Consider the following 16470-nt stretch of genomic DNA (forward strand, 5'->3'; position numbering starts at 1 on the left):
GACGAACCACCATGGCAACCGCTGCACCCACCCCGTCCCCAGAGGACATTGTCATCGTCGGTGCCGCCCGCACCGCCCAGGGAAAGATGCTCGGTGCCCTGGCCTCGAAGAGCGCTGTCGATCTCGGCGCCACCGTGATCGGTGGTGCCCTGGAGCGTGCCGGGGTGGACACCAAGGACGTGGACTACGTCTATATGGGCCAGGTCATCCAGGCCGGGGCAGGGCAGAACCCGGCCAAGCAGGCTGCTGTCGCCGCCGGCCTGCCGATGTCGACACCGGCGGTGACCGTGAACAAGGTGTGCCTGTCGGGTCTGGACGCGGTGATCAACGCCTCGCGCATGCTCAGGGCCGGTGATGCCGAGATCATCGTCGCCGGCGGGCAGGAGTCGATGACCAACGCCCCACACCTGGCCGCCGGGGTGCGTGCCGGGTCGAAGTTCGGCTCCCTGGCGCTACAGGACTCCCTGGAACGTGACGGGTTGGCCGATCCGATCCACGGCACCGCAATGGGCGCGGAGACCGAGGCGGGAAACACTGACCGCGGCATCACCCGCGCCGAGCAGGACCACGTGGCCGCGCTGTCGAACCAGCGCGCCGAGGCGGCGATCGCGGACGGCACCTTCGCTGAGGAGATCATCGGTGTGGAGGTGACCAGGCGCAGGGAGACCGTGGTCGTCGACACGGACGAGGGTGTTCGCCCGGGCACCACCGAGGAGGGGTTGGGCACGCTGCGTCCGGCGTTCGCGAAGGACGGGACGATCACCGCGGCATCATCGTCGCAGATCTCCGATGGTGCGTCGGCGGTGGTACTGACCACACGTTCCCACGCCGAGGCCAGTGGTCTGACGGTGCTCGCTGCCCTGGGTGCGTCAGGGGAGACCGCGGGCCCGGACACCTACCTGCATTCCCAGCCGTCCCAGGCGGTGTCCGCCGCGCTGGGCAAGGCGGGGTGGAGTGCACAGGACCTGGATTTCCTGGAGGTCAATGAGGCGTTCGCCGCGGTGGTGGTGCAGTCGGCCAAGGATCTGGACTACCCGCTGGAGAAGACGAACATCCACGGTGGCGGGATCTCGTTGGGTCACCCGATCGGGGCGTCCGGTGCGCGGTTGGTGGTCGCTGCCGCGTACGAACTGGGACGTCGCGGGGCGGGACGTGCCGCGGTGTCGCTGTGCGGTGGCGGTGGGCAGGGCGATGCCCTGCTGCTGTGGCGCTGAGGGGGTCAGCGCCGTGACGGGGTTTCACCATGTCGAGGTGTGGATCGCCGACCTGGTGGAAGCCCGATGTGAGTGGGGTTGGCTGCTCCTTGAACTCGGCTTTGAGCGTGTGGACGAGTGGGCTGAAGGCGAATCCTGGGCTGCTGGCGGGGCTTATCTCACGTTGACGTTGTCCCCGAACCTGAGCGGGGAGACGCATGACCGTAGGTCTCCGGGAGTGAACCACCTCGCCTTCAAGGCAGGCTCAGCTGAAACGGTGGACACGATCATGTCGGCCGCCGGTGGCCACGGGTGGCGGCCGTTGTACCAGGACCGCTATCCGCATGCGGGTGGTCCGGACCACTATGCGGGGTGGTTGGAGAACACGGCCGGCTTCAAAGCGGAGATAGTCGCCGACGACGCGTGACAGGTCCTAGTCGTCATCCCAGCAGCAGCGCAATCACCATCGTGGAGGGGATCGCCAGCAGCGTGCTGATCACCGCGGTGTCGCGTGCCAGGACCAGGTTCGTCCCGAAGCGCTGCGAATAGGTGAACACGTTCTGCGCGGTGGGTAGGGCGGCGATGACCACCGCCACCAGTAGGGCTGGGCCGGACGCATCGAACAGGAACCTCGCCACCACGTAGGCGATCAGAGGGTGGCCGACGGTCTTCATCAGCGATGCCAGCCACACGCTCTTGCGCGGACTGGTGTCCTTGTTCAGGACGGTGACCTCCGCCATGGACAAGCCGAAGGCCACGAGGGCGGCGGGGACGGTGCCGGCGGCGAGCAGGCTGACCGGCTCGGACAGCATCTCCGGCAGCGTCCACCCGACGTTGGTGTTCAGCAGGGCCAGGACGATGCCGGTGACCGCGGCGATGATCAGCGGGTTGCGGACGATGCCGAGCACAAGCTCACGGATCAGGCGCACCGTGCCGCCGTTGCCACCGTTGCCGGAGTCCCCCTGTTCCCGCTGCCGCCGGGTCGTGACGTCCAGCAGCAGGACGGTCATCGGACCGTAGAGTGCGACCTGGAAGATGATCACCGGCAGTGAGGCGGTCGGATCGTCCAGGACGTGGGTGGCGATCGGGACTCCCAGGTTAGAGCCGTTGCAGTAGGAGCACGCGAGCATCGTCACCAGGCTGTCAGGTACCGGTCGGCGGGCCAGGAACCGGTAGCCGAGGAACCCGGTGATGCCGGCGAGGAGGGTGCTGATGACCACGACCGCGAGGTTCTCACCGAACACGGTGGCCAGGTCGGCCTCGCGCAGGAAGTTGATCAGCAGCGCGGGTGTGGCGAGGTAGAACACGAACATGTTCAGCGCGTAGACCGCGTTCGGCCCGAGCAGACGCTTGCGTCCCACCGCGTAGCCCAGGGCGATGATGATGAACACCACCATGAACCCGCTGAGTACGCCAACCATGTCCACTATTAGATCAGGCCGGTCCCCGTCCCGCTGATGCGGGGGAGGGACCGGCCCGTCCTTGCTGAGAGATCGCTCAGCGCGGGAGGATGCTCGGGGATTACGGGGTGCGAATCACCTTGGTGCCGCTGAACCTGTCATTGAAGGACTCCTTCTGCGGGCTGTTCGCGATGGTGACGATGATTCCGATTCCCAGTCCGAGCTGTATGAGAGCACCGACTATGGGAATGATCTGCGTGGCCACCCAGAGGTTCCTCTTGATCGACGCAACTGCATCGACACTACTTCCGTCAGAGGACACCACTTTCATCTTGAAAAGTCGTTTACCCGGGGTTCCGCCCCATGCAACGTCACTTCCCACGCGGGCCAGGAACCAGATGACGAGGACGATAGCCGACGATTTGAGTAGCTCGACGGTCTCGAGGGACCCGGTATTCACCCCGACAATCGAGGCGATGGCGGAGGAGATGACGCCGATAATCAGAGAGTCGACAAGGAAGCCGACGAACCGTCGGCCGGCCCCGGGGAGTTCATTGGCGGCGACGAACTGCTGGTCCGCGGAGTCAGGGAACTGGTTGTAGTCACCGTAGGACGGGAGGTCCCCGGAAGGCCGGTTGTTCTGTGGATTCTCGTTGTAGGGGTTGGTCATTTCAGCTCCGGATTCGAAGTGGTTAGTGAGGTCCACAGCGGAGGCTGAGAACCGGATGCTCCGATAGGCTACACGATTGGAGTAAACGGTACATGGAAAAGAGAGGCAACTAGCGGGCGTTGACCACGTACGCCTTTGCCCACTGGTCGCAGGTGTGCTGGTTGTGGGGGCTCCGGGAGATCAACACTCCGAGGACGATGTAGATGGCCAGCATCCCGATGGAGCCGATCATGGGGATGTTCGAGATGATCGCGACCACAAGGAACCAGGAGTTACGGACAAGGGAATCCCTGGCGGAGATGAGCTGGCCGTCCGCGTTGACGACCTTGATGCCCAGGGCCATCTTGCCCAGGGTCTGTCCCTTGCTGGTCTCCATGAGCACGCGGTACACGAACCAGAGGACCACGGAGAGGATCCCGACGAAGATGATGCTGCCCATCTCGAGCTCCGGTGCGGTGCCGTTCGCACCGTCGTCGACCCAGCTGTTGACGTCTTCCATGAACCGGTTGATGTCGTCGCCGGCGATGACCGACATCAGGATGACCGTGATGACGCCGAAGATCAGGCTGTCGATGATCAGGGCACCGAGTCGCTTGCCGGCGCCCGGGTAGCCGGCGCCGAGGTAGTTCTGGGACGGATCCTGCGGGAACTGGTCGTAGCCGGAGGCGTAGCTCTCGTTGTAGCCCTGGTTGTAGTCGCCGTAGGACGGGAGGCCGTTGGACGCGCCACCCTGGTTGTTCTCGGGGACGTCGGGGTTCTGGTTGTAGGGGTTGGTCATGGGACCTTTCGATTCGTTGTGCGGTTTCCGGCGGCACGGAGCCACTGCGGGGGCAAGGCCTGCCTGGGGCCTGGGGAGGTTACGGGGTTCACCGTACCGGACCGTGGTCCACGGTCCACCCCCGGATACACGACTGGACCCCGCCTCCGGCGGTGAAGCCGGGGACGGGGTCCAGGTGTCTTAGTCAAACGCGCGCTGCTGTGTGCGCTGGAGTGGCCGCTGACGGGAAGTCAGCGGACGGCCAGTGCGGATCAGCGGCTGTGGAACGGCAGGAGAGCCATCTCACGGGCGTTCTTGATCGCGGTGGCGACCTGACGCTGCTGCTGCGGGGTCAGACCGGTGACGCGACGGCCACGGATCTTGCCGCGGTCGGAGATGAACTTACGCAGCAGTGCGTAGTCCTTGTAGTCGACGGTCTCGATGCCCTCGGCCTTGAGCGGGTTCTTCTTCGGGCGGCGGGCCTGCTCGAGCCGCGCCTTCTTGTGATTGGTGCGCTTCACGGTAGTTGCTCCCTTTTACCAGCTGGACTTGCGAACGCCGGGCAGCTCACCGCGGTGAGCCATCTCGCGGACGCGGACACGGGACAGGCCGAACTTGCGGAGGTAGCCGCGGGGGCGACCGTCAGCGGCGTCGCGGTTGCGGATACGGGCGGGGGAGGCGTCGCGCGGCTGACGGTTCAGCTCGAACTGCGCCTCCTGGCGCTCGTCGTCGGTGGAGTTCGGGTTCTTGATGATCGCCTTGAGCTCGGCACGACGCTCGGCGAAGCGGGCGACGATTTCCTTGCGCTGCTCGTTCTTCGCGATCTTGGACTTCTTAGCCATAGATTATCGCTCCTCGCGGAAATCGACGTGCTTCCGGACGATCGGATCAAACTTCTTCAGCGTGATCCGGTCCGGGTTGTTCCGCTTGTTCTTGCGGGTCACATAGGTGTAACCGGTGCCCGCGGTGGACTTCAGCTTGATGATGGGGCGGATATCGTTACGTGCCACTAGATCTTCTCCCCACGTGCGCGGATCTTGGCGACGACGGACTCGATGCCGTCCCGGTCGATGGTCTTGAGGCCCTTGGTGGAGACGTTCAGGGTGACGGAGCGTCCCTCGGAGGGCAGGTAGAACGAACGGCGCTGGATATTCGGGTTCCAGCGGCGGCTCGTGCGGCGGTGCGAGTGCGAGACGGACTTGCCGAAACTCGGCGTCCGACCCGTGACCTGGCAAAATGCCGACATGGGTATCTTTCTCCTTCCGCCCGCGCAGTCGATCCCTGGTGCCGCACCGGCAGTGGAGACGCCACTGTGAAGCCCCACGGTCAGACATTCCGTGGGGTGGTTGGGGCACTGTGTGGGCCGATCGCGCGTGCGATGACGTTTACTAAGACAACAGCGGTGCACTACACTACAACAGACCGTCTGACGATCCTAATCTCGGCGTTCGCCCAGGCCGGGGCCACCGGTGATCCGGGGTCCGTTCGCGTGCTCCGTCCCCCGCGATTTCGTCCTGCCGCGCTCGGCGGGATAGGATGGTCCATCGTGTTGCGCTCCGGCGCATTCCGACCAAACACTCCAAACCCAACCCAGGCACGACCGTCCTGCCCGCCACGCGGGCAGCGGGGGACCGACCTGGAGCACAACCCTGAGGGATTGAGAATGAAGAACGATATCCACCCCGACTACCACCCGGTGGTCTTCAAGGACGCCAGCACTGGCCACCAGTTCCTGACGCGTTCCACCGCCACCTCCGAGCGCTCCGTGGAGTGGGAGGACGGCAATGAGTACCCGCTGATCGTCGTTGACGTCACCAGCGAGTCCCACCCCTTCTGGACCGGTGCACAGCGTGTCATGGACACCGCCGGCCGTGTCGAGAAGTTCCAGCGCCGTTACGGCAACCGCGTCCGCCGTACCAAGAAGAACCAGGAGGGTTAGAGAACAATGGCAGTTCCGAAGCGCCGCCTTTCCCGCGCAAACACCCACTCCCGCCGCTCGCAGTGGAAGTCCGACAACGCTGCCCTGCAGAGCGTCAAGATCGAGGGCCGTGAGGTCCAGATCCCCCGCCGCCTGGTCAAGGCTGCAGAGCTGGGCCTCGTCGATCTCGACTAGTTCCCGCTGAGTTCTGAGGTAGCCGCCCCCCACCTTTACAGGTGGGGGGCGGCTACCTGTCAGTTGACTGTGTGTGTGGCATTTCGGTGTCCAATCCCCGCAGTAATGATGCACAATAGCGGGATGAAGATTCTTGTTGTCGATGACGATCAGACGGTGCGGGACGCGCTGCGCCGTTCCCTGACGTTCAACGGATACGACGTGGCCGCTGCCGCGGACGGTGATGAAGCCTACGACCAGATCCGTCAGGAAACACCTGACCTGGTGATCCTCGACGTCGAAATGCCGAAGGTCGGTGGCCTGTCCGTGTGCCGCGAACTCCGGAGCAGCGGCAGTGACGTCCTGATCCTCATGATCGCCGAGAACGCTGAGGTGGCTGACCGCGTCGCCGGCCTCGATGCGGGGGCCGACGATTTCATGGGGAAGCCCTACGCGCTCGAGGAGGTCCTGGCCCGCGTTCGTTCCCTGCACCGTCGTTCGGTGCGTACCGCGGTGGCGCAGAACGCGGAACTCAAGCCGCTGGCCTTCGAGGACCTCAGCCTGAACCCGGAAACGCGCGAGGTGGCCCGCGGAGAGCGCCACATCAGTCTGACCCGGACGGAGTTCGCACTCCTCGAGTTGCTGATGAAGAACCAGCGCAAGGTGCTCAGTCGCACGAAGATCCTCGAGGAGGTCTGGGGCTACGACTTCCCGACCTCCGGGAACGCCCTCGAGGTGTACATCGGCTACCTCCGGCGCAAGACCGAGGAAGGTGGGGAGACCCGGCTGATCCACACCGTGCGCGGCGTGGGGTACGTCCTGCGCGACACGACGCCCTGAGCGGGCAGCCCCTCGCGCCGTTGCGACCGCGTGAGGGTTCGGTGCCGGGGGGCCGCCGGGGGCGGCTGGGGATTGCCTGAATGTATTCTGCTGGTCGACGGTGTGCCGCATGCACGTGGTTCCGACGGCACTGCCAGGTTCCGTCGATGGCGGACCAAGCCTCCGGTGTCACAATGGATCACATTGAGAAGCACGCAGCATGATCGTCGGACATGAACCGGCGATGTCGAGCGAAGGAGTGTCAGATGTCCGATGACAAGCGATCCGGTGAGGGATTCAGCGGAGAGTCCTGGGGAAGGAAGGGGGGAACCCCCGACGGGCAGCAGGGGCCCGAGCCCGACTTCACCGACTCCGCCGCCCAGCAGCGCCGCTGGGAGTCGCTGTCCGCGCAGTACCCGGGCCAGGGCCAGGGGCCGAACCAGAACCCCGACCAGGGTCCCGGTCAGAACCCGGGCCAGTTCCCCGGACAGCCGCCCCAGGGCGTGGCCACCGCACAGCGGACCGGCCAGGCCACGCCGCGGCGCTTCTCCACTCCCGCCGTGGCAGCGCTGCTGGTCGCCGTCGCCGTGGGCGCGTCGGCCGTGACCGCTGGCATCGTGCGCGACGGTGACGACAACTCGAACAGCGGCGCAACGACCTCCTTCAACCAGCAGAACTCCGGCGACCGTGAGAACACCGCCGCCGAACCTGATCCGGGCACCGTCGAGGACGTGGCCAACAAGGTCCTGCCGAGCGTCGTGTCGATCCAGACGCAGTCGGACCAGGGGGAGGCCGAGGGCTCGGGGTCGATCATCAGCCCCGACGGGCTCATCCTCACCAACAACCACGTCGTCGCCGGCGCGGAAGAGGGCGGCGGTGGCAGAGGCGGCGGCGGTGGCCTGGTCGTGAACACCAACGACGGGCGCCAGCTCGAGGCAGAGGTCGTGGCCACGGATCCGCAGACCGACCTTGCTGTGGTCAAGGCGGAGGGCGCCGACGACCTCCAGCCCATCGCCACCGGTGACTCGGAGTCAATGCAGGTCGGCGAGACCGTCGTCGCCGTCGGTTCCCCCCTGGGGCTGTCCTCGACGGTCACCACCGGTATCGTCTCGGCGAAGAACCGTCCGGTCCAGGCAGGCGGCGAGGACGGCGGCGAAGCGTCCCTGATCGACGCGATCCAGACGGACGCGGCGATCAACCCCGGCAACTCCGGCGGCGCCCTCGTCAACCTCGAGGGCGAGCTGGTGGGCATCCCCTCCGTCATCGCCACCCTGGGCGGCGGAATGGGCGGGGAGTCCGGCTCGATCGGCCTCGGTTTCGCCATCCCGTCGAACCAGGCGGAGAAGACCTCCCAGCAGCTCATCGACGACGGCAAGGCCACACATCCGGTCATCGGCGCCGAGGTCAACACCCAGTCCGCCGAAGTCGGTGCGGAGATCGTCAGCGTCACCGACGGCAGTCCGGCGGAAGAGGGCGGCCTGCGCGACGGGGACGTGGTCACCAAGGTCGGTGACCGGGTCGTGGACAGCGGGGTCAGCCTCATCGCGGCGATTCGTTCGCACAGTGTCGGGGACCAGGTGACGCTGACGGTGACCGACGGCGACGGCGGCGACGAACGCGAGCTGGACGTCACCCTGGACGAATCCGACTAGACCACCCCCAGATCTATACACAGCCCCTGTCGCCCGATACCGTGGAACACACCCGCACGCCGCCGGGGACCGAAGTAGCCGAGGAGCACACCACCTATGTCCCACGAATCGTTCGTCGACACCGACCGCGAACTCCGCAGCCTGATCAACGTGCCCGGGGTCGAGGACTTCTCCGCGACCGAGCAGGAGTCCTTCGATCGCCTCGATGCCCTGGACGCCGAGGTCACTGAGCCGGGGGATGAGGTCTTCCGCTCACTCGACCAGCAGGAGGAGCGCCGGGACGTCGGTAATCAGCGGCACTCCCTGCTGCACGCACTTGTGGTGATCGTCACGGACAACCCGGACTCCGAGGACCAGTCCGGCGAACTCGTCGCCGAGCTGCTGGCGGAGGAGGACTTCATGGTGGACGCGGTGCTCACCGTGGAGTCCGGCAAGGCGGCGGTGCGGCAGGCGCTCGAGACCGCGGTGGTCGGTGGCGCTGACCTGGTGATCACCGTCGGCGGCACCGGCGTGGGGCCGAGGGACAAGACCCCGGAGGCGACCAAGGGTGTGCTCGACAAGCGGCTCCAGGGGTTGTCCCAGGCGCTGCGTTCCTCGGCGCTGGCGTGCAACGCGACCGACGGCGGGCTCTCCCGCGGTGTGTCCGGGGTCTCCGGCTCCACGGTCGTGGTCAACCTGGCGGCGTCCCGTGCCGCGATCCGTGACGGCATGGCCACGCTGTGCCCTCTGGTGCGGTACGTGATCTCCGATCTCAACCGGGGCTGACACACAGGTGTCCGCCGGGGATGACGGGGCAGGGAGGGCGCAGGACGCGCCGCGTTCCCGTCGCCCCGGGCGCCGGACCCGGCGCAAGAGCGGCGTGATCGGCGGGGCACACGGGGAGACGGCTGACATTCCTTCCACCAGCGGTGGACGGTCGGACGGCGACGGGACGAACACGGAGGGGTTCGGGGACGACTTCTGGGAGGCCCAGAGACCTCCGCACTGGGGATGACGGACGATGGGCCAGCGGGGGCCGTCAGGCCGGTTCCCGTCGGCCGAGACGGACCTTCTTCACTTCACGCCCCTTGTCCACATCGGAGTCCTTGAAACCGAAGAACCAGGTCAGCACGAACGCGACGGACAACCCGACCGCCGAGGCGAGGAGGTAACCCCAGAAGCTCCCGTCCACACCGTCCGACGGGTTGACGAAGGAGGTGAAGCCGATCAGGGCCCCGGTGAAGCCCCACATGTTCACGTTGAGCATCCCGGTGAGCAGTCCACCGACGGCACCGCCGGCCGACGCCATGATGAACACCCGCCCGTACTTGAGGTTCACACCGTAGACCGCCGGCTCGGTGATACCGCAGAACGCGGAGATGGCCGCCGGACCGGCGAGGCCCTTGATCTTCTCGATCCTGGACTTGATGAACACCGCCAGGACCGCACCACCCTGGGCCACCATCGTCACGGAGATGATGGCGTTGAGGTAGGAGTTGCCGCTGGCCGCAAGGTCCTGTGCGACCAGGGGGATCACCGCCCAGTGGAGACCGAAGATCACCAGTGACTGGTAGAACGCGCCGATGATCGAGCCGGACACCGCCGGGGACAGGTCGTAGAGCCCCTGGATCGCATTGGCGATGCCGGTGGAGATGAACATCACCACCGGTCCCAGGATGAGCAGGATGGCCAGTGACACAACGACGACCTCGATCAACGGCACGAAGATCATGCGCACCATGTTCGGGATGACCCGCTTCAGCCACGGCTCGATGACCGACGCCAGCCAGGCGGCGACGATGATCGGGAAGATGGAGTAGGAGTACTCCGCCACGTGGACGGGGATACCGAAGAAGTCCGAGTTCAGGGACATGCCGAGCAGCTCCCGGTCGCCCTCGGACTCGGACATCTCCACCAGGCTCGGGTAGCAGAGCACGCCGCCGATGATCGAGACGATGATCGGGTCCGCACCGAGGCGTCGTGCCGCGGTGAAACCGACGAAGATCGGCAGGAAGAAGAACACCGCGTCGCTCATCGCGTAAATGATCTGGTAGGTGTTCGAGTCCTCGACGATGACGTCGAGGGTCAGCAGGAGCGACAGGACGCCCTTGATGATGCCCGCGGCCGCGAGCAGTCCGATCACCGGGATCATCGAGCCGGTGATCACACCGATCAATTCGGAGAACCCGTACTTCGCCCAGCCGACCACGGTCGTCGGGCGTTCGCGTTCCTCACCGTCGTCGGGGGATCCGGTGTCAGCACCGTCGCCTCCCGTGCCGAGCTGGTCGGCGACCGCGTCGTAGACGTCCTCCACGTCGGCGCCGATGACCACCTGGTACTGGCCGCCTGCCCGGATCACGTCGATCACACTGTCCAGGTCGGCGATGGTCTCGTCGTCGGCCCGGTCGGCGTCCTTCAGGTAGAAGCGCACCCGGGTGATGCAGTGGGTGACGCTGCGGACATTCTCCGCGCCGCCGATGTAGTGGACGATGTCCCAGGCTGTGGCGTCGAACCCGCTGAGTTCGGAGGGGCGCTGCTCCGACGGTGTCGCAGACTGCTCTGCAGCGTCCTTATCAGCAGAGTCCTCATCTGCAGTGTCCCCGACGTCGTCGCCGTCCGCCGCGTCCGGTGGTGCCAGGTACACCTGGGCGACCTCGTCGCCTAACGCCGCGTCCCCGGCGGTGACGTCGATGTGGTCGGCGAGCTTCTTCGAATTGGTCACGACCACGACGGTGGTGGTGGATTTGTCCGCCGAGACGATGTCGTCGACGTCCATCGTCGCGATCTTCTGCCCGGCGGTGACCCGGTCACCCTTCGCGACATCGACGGTGAAGGGGCGGCCCTCCAGCTCAACGGTGTCCAGCCCCAGGTGCACCAGGTACTGGAGACCGGAGTCCGTCGTGATGCCCACGGCGTGACCGGTCTTGGCGACCATGATCACTGTGCCGCTGACCGGTGAGCAGACATCACCTCCCGGAGTGTCGGTGATGCCGAAGCCGCCGCCCATCCCTTCCCTGGCGAAGACGGGGTCGGGGACCTCCGCCATCCTGATGATCGTTCCCGGGACAGGGGCGAGCACCTGCTCATGTTCCATGTCACGCTCCTTATCAATAGCGGTCGGCGAAGAACGTGCACCGTCGGGGACGGTGAACGCGGCCCAACGGTTGCAGATAGCACGGTTGCAGACCGCCGATGTCCGTCTGGGCACGGCGCTGAGTGTAGTTGCCCGGAAACTGCTGCCGCAGGTCGAGAATCGCGACGGAAGCACCACTGCGTCCCCGTGGGACCGAGAGGGGCGGGGCAGTTCCACCGGTGTCGATCCCCGAAACCCCGGTGCGCAGTCATTGCGCCGGCGGGCGGGAGCCGTCACGTTTTGGGCGATACGGTGGCACGGAGTGGCGGGATCCGTGATGAATCCCGCCACGCCGCGCGATAAAACCCCGGGCGGTGGATCAGATCGGGTGATCCACCGCCCGGGGTCAATGGCGCGGGCAGTGCGCGGGCAGTCCGGGGCTGGCTGCGGGTCGGCTCCAGCTAGTCGGCGGAGTGACGGCCCGACGAGGTGCCGGAGTCGGGCGTGTCGCCGTCCGGAATCTCGTCGGTCAGGGTGGCGACCCCGGACTGGGAGGCCAGCAGGTCGCGGATCTCGATCAGCAGGTCGGTCTCGGAGACCTCGGCCTCGTCGGGGTCGATGCCCTTGCGGCGGAGGTTCATCTCGTTGAGCTTGTTCATCGGGGCCACGAGGATGAAGTAGACCACGGCGGCGATGATGAGGAAGTTGATCACCGCGGTGATGATGGCGCCGAAGTCGATGGCGGTGCTGGCGTTTCCGTTCCGGATCTCCCAGGTCAGGCCGTCGACGTCCGTACCGCCGAAGGAATTGATGATTGGCTGGATCAGGAAGTCGGAGATGGCGGTGACGATCGCGGTGAATGCACCGCCGATGATGACCGCGATGGCGAGTTCCATCACGTTGCCCCGCATGATGAATTCCTTGAAGCCCTTGAACATTGTGTTCTCCTTATGTGAACGAGGGGAGGGTAAGTGTGGCTACGGTCCGATCCGGTGTACGCCCTTGTCGGTGATGACGGTCGCGACCGCGATGTCCAGGGTCGTCCGGGGGACGTCGACACCGAACTCCTCGTGGTCCACAATCGCTGTCACTGAGCCTAGTGTGCCACCTTTCGGCAGGTCGGCAATGGATCTGTCGTAGAATCCTCCGCCCTGGCCCAGCCGGACACCGTCGGCGTCGACGGCGAGGGCGGGCAGCACCAGGGTGTCAACACGGGTGAACAGCGACGATGACGGGGCGTCGGCCCCGTCCGGGCCGGTTGCCCGGGGTACCGGCTCCTGGATGCCGAAGCGTCCCGGGCGTGTCGTGCCGGGGCCGTGGTAGCGGCGCCAGACCAGCGGCGCCGCCGGTTGTGCGGTCACGGGGAGCCAGACCCGGAAGCCGGCGGCGTCCAGGGTCAGGGGCAGGTCGGGGCCGCCCGGCTCGCCGGGGAGTCCGTGGTAGGCGGCGACGGAGTCAACTCCGGCGTCCCCCAGGTACGCCAGCAGATTCGCGGTGATCGTGGCGTCCCGGCGCGAACGTTCGGTGGGGGACATCCCGTTCCTGACCGCACGGATCCGGGCCCGGAGTTCCTGCTTGGCCACCGCGGTCGGGGACGGTTCGGGGGTACGTTCCGGCTGCTGGTCCATACCGCAGAATGGTAGCCGGAGGGACGTACGGTGGGTGGCCTGCCGGGGGAGGGCCCGATTTCACCGGGACGCGCGCACGCCCCCACTGTAGGATTCGGGTATGACATCCACAGACACAACCTCACCCGCCGGCTCTCCCCAAGACGCCTCCGACGGCGCATCCACCGGTGGGATCAGAACTGTCGTTGTCCCCGCTGCAGGTCTGGGCACCAGATTCCTGCCGGCGACGAAGACCGTACCCAAGGAACTCCTCCCGGTCGTCGACACCCCAGGTATCGAACTGATCGCGAACGAGGCCGCGCAGGCCGGGGCAACCCGGCTGGCGGTCGTCACCGCCCCCCGCAAGCAGGGGGTCATGGCCTTCTTCGACCGTGACGAAATGCTCGAGGACACCCTCGAGGCACGGGGTAAGACCGAGCAGCTGAACAAGGTCCGCGCCGTCAACGAGATGATCACCGCGGTGTCGGTCAACCAGGACCGCCCGCTGGGTCTCGGCCACGCGATCGGCTGCGCCGAGGAGGCCCTCGACGGCGACGAGGACTGCTTCGCCGTCATGCTCCCCGACGACCTCGTCCTCCCGTTCGGGGTGATGAACGAGATGATCGAGGTCCGCAAGCGCTTCGGCGGCACCGTGCTGTGCGGTTTCGAGGTCCCGGAGGAGGACGTCTCGAACTACGGCGTCTTCGAACTCGCCGACGACCAGGGCGAGGCCGACGGTGACCCCAACGTGTTCCGGGTGACCGGGATGGTCGAGAAGCCCGACGCCGAGGACGCGCCGTCCAACATCGTCGCCACGGGACGTTACCTGCTGGACAGGGACATCTTCGACGCACTGCGCCGCACCGAGCCGGGCAAGGGCGGCGAGATCCAGGTCACCGACGCCATCGGCATCCTCATCGATGAGGGGCACCCGGTGCACGTCTACATCCACAAGGGGGGACGCCACGATCTCGGCAACCCCGGAGGCTTCATCCGCGCGTGCGTGGACTTCGCACTGGACAGCGACACCTACGGGGCGCCGCTGGAGAAGTGGCTGAAGAACCGTCTGGACGGTTAACCGGCGGCCCGTCGGCGGGGTTCACCGGATTTCTTCCCGGCAGGCGGTAGGATCTTCACGCGTAGGATCTCCTGCGTTGACCGATCACCGACCCACCGACCTGTGAGGACACACCACGTGAGAACTGTTGAGGAGCAGCTGGCGACGATCAGCGCCGCGGCAGTGACACCGGAACCGGTGCGTACCGCCATCTCCGAGACCCTGGGGCTACGGTGCGCCGAGCAGGTTGAGTCGGACGTCTCCGTCCCCGGGTTCGACCAGGCTGCCGTCGACGGCTACGCCGTGCGGGCGGTGGACGTCCGGCACGCCGGAAGCGGTGACCCGGATGTCCCCTCGGCACGGCTGCCCGTGGTTGGCGAGGTCAGCGCCGGTTCCCACCGTCCCGTGCGCCTGCAGCCCCGCCAGGCGGTGCACGTCCAGGCGGGTGCCCCCGTCCCGACACTGGCCGATGCCGTCGTCCCGCTCGACTGGGCGGTGGACGACGGGCGCCGGACCGAGGCACTGCGGTCGGTGTCCTCCGGTGAATTCGTCCACCGCGAGGGCGCTGACGTGCAGCCCGGCGACGTGGTCGTGGAGCAGGGCGCCGTCATCGGCGCCGCCCAGGTCGGCCTGCTGGCCGCGATCGGACGGTCGAAGGTGCTGGTGTACCCGCGCCCGCGGATGTCCGTCCTCTCCTTCGGCCCGGAACTGGTCGACATCGACCGCGAGCCGGGTCTCGGCCAGGTCCACGACGTCAACTCCTATGCGTTGTCCGCCGCCGGACGCGAATCCGGGGCGGACGTCAACCGGCTCGGCATCGTCGGCGGCGAGGACCGCCGCCTCCGCGACATCATCGAGGGGCAGCTGATCCGGTCGGAGATGCTGGTGATCTCCGGCGGCGTCGGTGGGGCGGCCAGCGACCGTCTCCGCGGGATCCTGGAGGAGCTCGGTGAACTCGACGTGACGCGCGTGGCGATGCACCCGGGATCGGTCCAGGGGTTCGGTCTGCTCGGCGCCGACCGCGTGCCGACGTTCCTGCTTCCGTCGAACCCCAGCGCCGCGCTGGTGGCCTTCGAGGTCATGGTCCGGCCCCTGGTGCAGATCCTGCGCGGGCAGCGCCAGACCACACGTCGTGTGGTGCAGGCCAGGACCATCGCGGGCCTGGACTCCGCACCCGACCGCCGCGGGTTCATCCGTGCCCAGCTCATGCGTGACCGGGAGACCCGTGAATTCCTCGTGGACCCGCTGGGCGCGGCGTCCGGCGGGGAGCCAACGCACCTGCTCGGGAGTCACGGCCAGGCCAACTGCCTGATCGTGGTCCCGGGCGACAAGACGCACATCGGCCCCGGCGAGGTCGTTGACGCCATGTTCCTGACCAACCGCGCGTGACCTCCGTCGTGCGTGGGTTCCTGACGCCGAACCGTCACCCGGGGTGGCCGGCGAAGTCCCCGGTACTGTCCGTCGGTGCGGGACGGGTGCGGCTCCGTCCGCTGACCCGCAGGGACGGAAGAACATGGGCGGAGTACCGCAACGCCGACGAACACCTGCTGCGGCCGGTGGAGCCCACGGTGCCCGGGCCGTGGTGGGAGGCGCACACCCGGCCGGTGTGGCGCCGTAATGTCAGCGGGCTGCTGGCGATGGCCGACGAGGGGCAGATCCTGCCGTTCGCCATCGAGGTTGACGGTGACTTCGCCGGCCAGCTGACCCTGGGCAATGTCCAGCATGGTGTGGTGTGCAGCTGCTGGATCGGGTACTGGGTGTACTCCGGTTTCTCCGGCCGCGGGGTGGCGACCGCCGCCGTCGCGCTGGGTGTGGACCACGCCATGACCCAGGTCGGCCTGCACCGGGTGGAGGCCACGGTCCTGGAGAGCAATGTGGCGTCCCGGCGGGTGCTGGCGAAGATCGGCTTCCGCGAGGAGGGTGTGCTGAAACGCAACCTGCACATCAACGGGCAGTGGCGCGACCACCTGCTGGTGGGGCTGACCGCGGAGGAGCTCCCCGGCGGTGCGGCTGCGGTCCTGGGACGGGGCACGGGACGGGATGCGGGACGCGGAGTCTGACACGCGGCGCGCCTGACAGGATTGTGAGACCACGGCACGTATCGTCGTGTGCACTGTCAGACTCCGCCCCTGACCCAGCACGACCCCAGATTGCCGTCGGCGAAAGGAAAG

20 protein-coding genes are annotated in these 16470 nt (G+C 66.8%); 10 read left to right on the forward strand and 10 right to left on the reverse strand.

Going from position 1 to position 16470, the window contains the following annotated elements; all coding sequences use genetic code 11:
• The first annotated feature begins 11 nt into the window (after positions 1-11).
• Both ACTIL2_RS02155 and ACTIL2_RS02160 read left to right on the forward strand, forming a co-directional pair.
• On the forward strand, positions 12-1214 hold the full coding sequence (locus ACTIL2_RS02155) for an acetyl-CoA C-acetyltransferase (protein ID WP_442335806.1): 1203 nt from the start codon (positions 12-14) through the stop codon (positions 1212-1214).
• 37 nt (positions 1215-1251) lie between these two features.
• Positions 1252-1620, forward strand: a complete 369-nt coding sequence (locus ACTIL2_RS02160) for a hypothetical protein (protein ID WP_442335807.1) — start codon at positions 1252-1254, stop codon at positions 1618-1620.
• A gap of 13 nt (positions 1621-1633) precedes the next feature.
• Here the strand turns inward: ACTIL2_RS02160 and ACTIL2_RS02165 are convergent, their stop codons facing one another.
• From ACTIL2_RS02165 to rpmB, 7 genes are all read right to left on the reverse strand, one after another.
• Entirely contained in the window at positions 1634-2614 is a 981-nt protein-coding gene (locus ACTIL2_RS02165; RefSeq protein WP_442335808.1) for an AEC family transporter, read from the reverse strand.
• Between the two features lie 100 nt (positions 2615-2714).
• Positions 2715-3263 (reverse strand): RDD family protein, encoded by a 549-nt coding sequence (locus ACTIL2_RS02170; RefSeq protein ID WP_442335809.1) that lies wholly within the window; start codon positions 3261-3263, stop codon positions 2715-2717.
• A 109-nt stretch (positions 3264-3372) separates the two neighbouring features.
• Complete coding sequence (locus ACTIL2_RS02175; protein ID WP_442335810.1) at positions 3373-4041, reverse strand: RDD family protein; 669 nt, start codon at positions 4039-4041, stop codon at positions 3373-3375.
• Between the two features lie 251 nt (positions 4042-4292).
• Entirely contained in the window at positions 4293-4541 is a 249-nt protein-coding gene (gene rpsR, locus ACTIL2_RS02180; RefSeq protein WP_442335811.1) for a 30S ribosomal protein S18, read from the reverse strand.
• Between the two features lie 15 nt (positions 4542-4556).
• A complete protein-coding gene (gene rpsN, locus ACTIL2_RS02185) occupies positions 4557-4862 on the reverse strand; it encodes a 30S ribosomal protein S14 (protein WP_442335812.1) in 306 nt (101 codons plus the stop codon).
• A 3-nt stretch (positions 4863-4865) separates the two neighbouring features.
• A complete protein-coding gene (gene rpmG, locus ACTIL2_RS02190) occupies positions 4866-5030 on the reverse strand; it encodes a 50S ribosomal protein L33 (protein WP_442335813.1) in 165 nt (54 codons plus the stop codon).
• Positions 5030-5266, reverse strand: coding sequence for a 50S ribosomal protein L28 (gene rpmB / locus ACTIL2_RS02195; RefSeq protein ID WP_442335814.1), 237 nt, complete (start codon positions 5264-5266; stop codon positions 5030-5032). Before rpmB ends, rpmG begins: the two co-directional genes overlap by 1 nt.
• A 417-nt stretch (positions 5267-5683) precedes the next feature.
• On the opposite strand from rpmB, the gene ACTIL2_RS02200 reads away from it, so the two are divergent.
• The 5 genes from ACTIL2_RS02200 (at position 5684) to ACTIL2_RS02220 (ending at position 9348) form a co-directional block, all read left to right on the forward strand.
• A complete protein-coding gene (locus ACTIL2_RS02200) occupies positions 5684-5959 on the forward strand; it encodes a type B 50S ribosomal protein L31 (protein ID WP_442335815.1) in 276 nt (91 codons plus the stop codon).
• Between the two features lie 6 nt (positions 5960-5965).
• Positions 5966-6133 (forward strand): 50S ribosomal protein L32, encoded by a 168-nt coding sequence (gene rpmF / locus ACTIL2_RS02205; RefSeq protein WP_442335816.1) that lies wholly within the window; start codon positions 5966-5968, stop codon positions 6131-6133.
• Positions 6134-6256: 123 nt separating this feature from the next.
• Positions 6257-6952 (forward strand): response regulator transcription factor, encoded by a 696-nt coding sequence (locus ACTIL2_RS02210; protein WP_442335817.1) that lies wholly within the window; start codon positions 6257-6259, stop codon positions 6950-6952.
• Positions 6953-7197: 245 nt separating this feature from the next.
• Positions 7198-8583 carry a S1C family serine protease gene (locus tag ACTIL2_RS02215; protein ID WP_442335818.1) on the forward strand — a complete coding sequence of 462 codons (1386 nt, stop codon included), beginning with the start codon at positions 7198-7200 and terminating at the stop codon, positions 8581-8583.
• 96 nt (positions 8584-8679) lie between these two features.
• Entirely contained in the window at positions 8680-9348 is a 669-nt protein-coding gene (locus ACTIL2_RS02220) for a MogA/MoaB family molybdenum cofactor biosynthesis protein (RefSeq protein WP_442335819.1), read from the forward strand.
• Between the two features lie 253 nt (positions 9349-9601).
• Here ACTIL2_RS02220 and ACTIL2_RS02225 read toward each other — a convergent pair whose 3' ends face one another.
• The 3 genes from ACTIL2_RS02225 to ACTIL2_RS02235 all read right to left on the reverse strand — a co-directional run bounded on the left by ACTIL2_RS02225 (position 9602) and on the right by ACTIL2_RS02235 (position 13263).
• Positions 9602-11656, reverse strand: a complete 2055-nt coding sequence (locus ACTIL2_RS02225) for a glucose PTS transporter subunit IIA (RefSeq protein WP_442335820.1) — start codon at positions 11654-11656, stop codon at positions 9602-9604.
• 440 nt (positions 11657-12096) lie between these two features.
• On the reverse strand, positions 12097-12573 hold the full coding sequence (gene mscL, locus ACTIL2_RS02230) for a large conductance mechanosensitive channel protein MscL (protein ID WP_442335821.1): 477 nt from the start codon (positions 12571-12573) through the stop codon (positions 12097-12099).
• Between the two features lie 39 nt (positions 12574-12612).
• Positions 12613-13263 (reverse strand): 5-formyltetrahydrofolate cyclo-ligase, encoded by a 651-nt coding sequence (locus tag ACTIL2_RS02235; RefSeq protein WP_442335822.1) that lies wholly within the window; start codon positions 13261-13263, stop codon positions 12613-12615.
• Positions 13264-13363: 100 nt separating this feature from the next.
• Here ACTIL2_RS02235 and ACTIL2_RS02240 point away from each other — a divergent pair, with 100 nt between their 5' ends.
• The 3 genes from ACTIL2_RS02240 (at position 13364) to ACTIL2_RS02250 (ending at position 16359) form a co-directional block, all read left to right on the forward strand.
• A complete protein-coding gene (locus ACTIL2_RS02240) occupies positions 13364-14320 on the forward strand; it encodes a UTP--glucose-1-phosphate uridylyltransferase (RefSeq protein WP_442335823.1) in 957 nt (318 codons plus the stop codon).
• Positions 14321-14437: 117 nt separating this feature from the next.
• Positions 14438-15688, forward strand: a complete 1251-nt coding sequence (gene glp / locus ACTIL2_RS02245; protein WP_442335824.1) for a molybdotransferase-like divisome protein Glp — start codon at positions 14438-14440, stop codon at positions 15686-15688.
• A complete protein-coding gene (locus tag ACTIL2_RS02250) occupies positions 15685-16359 on the forward strand; it encodes a GNAT family N-acetyltransferase (RefSeq protein WP_442335825.1) in 675 nt (224 codons plus the stop codon). Before glp ends, ACTIL2_RS02250 begins: the two co-directional genes overlap by 4 nt.
• Positions 16360-16470 lie beyond the last annotated feature (111 nt).

Source organism: Corynebacterium sp., from assembly GCF_052107835.1.
GTDB lineage: Bacteria > Actinomycetota > Actinomycetes > Mycobacteriales > Mycobacteriaceae > Corynebacterium.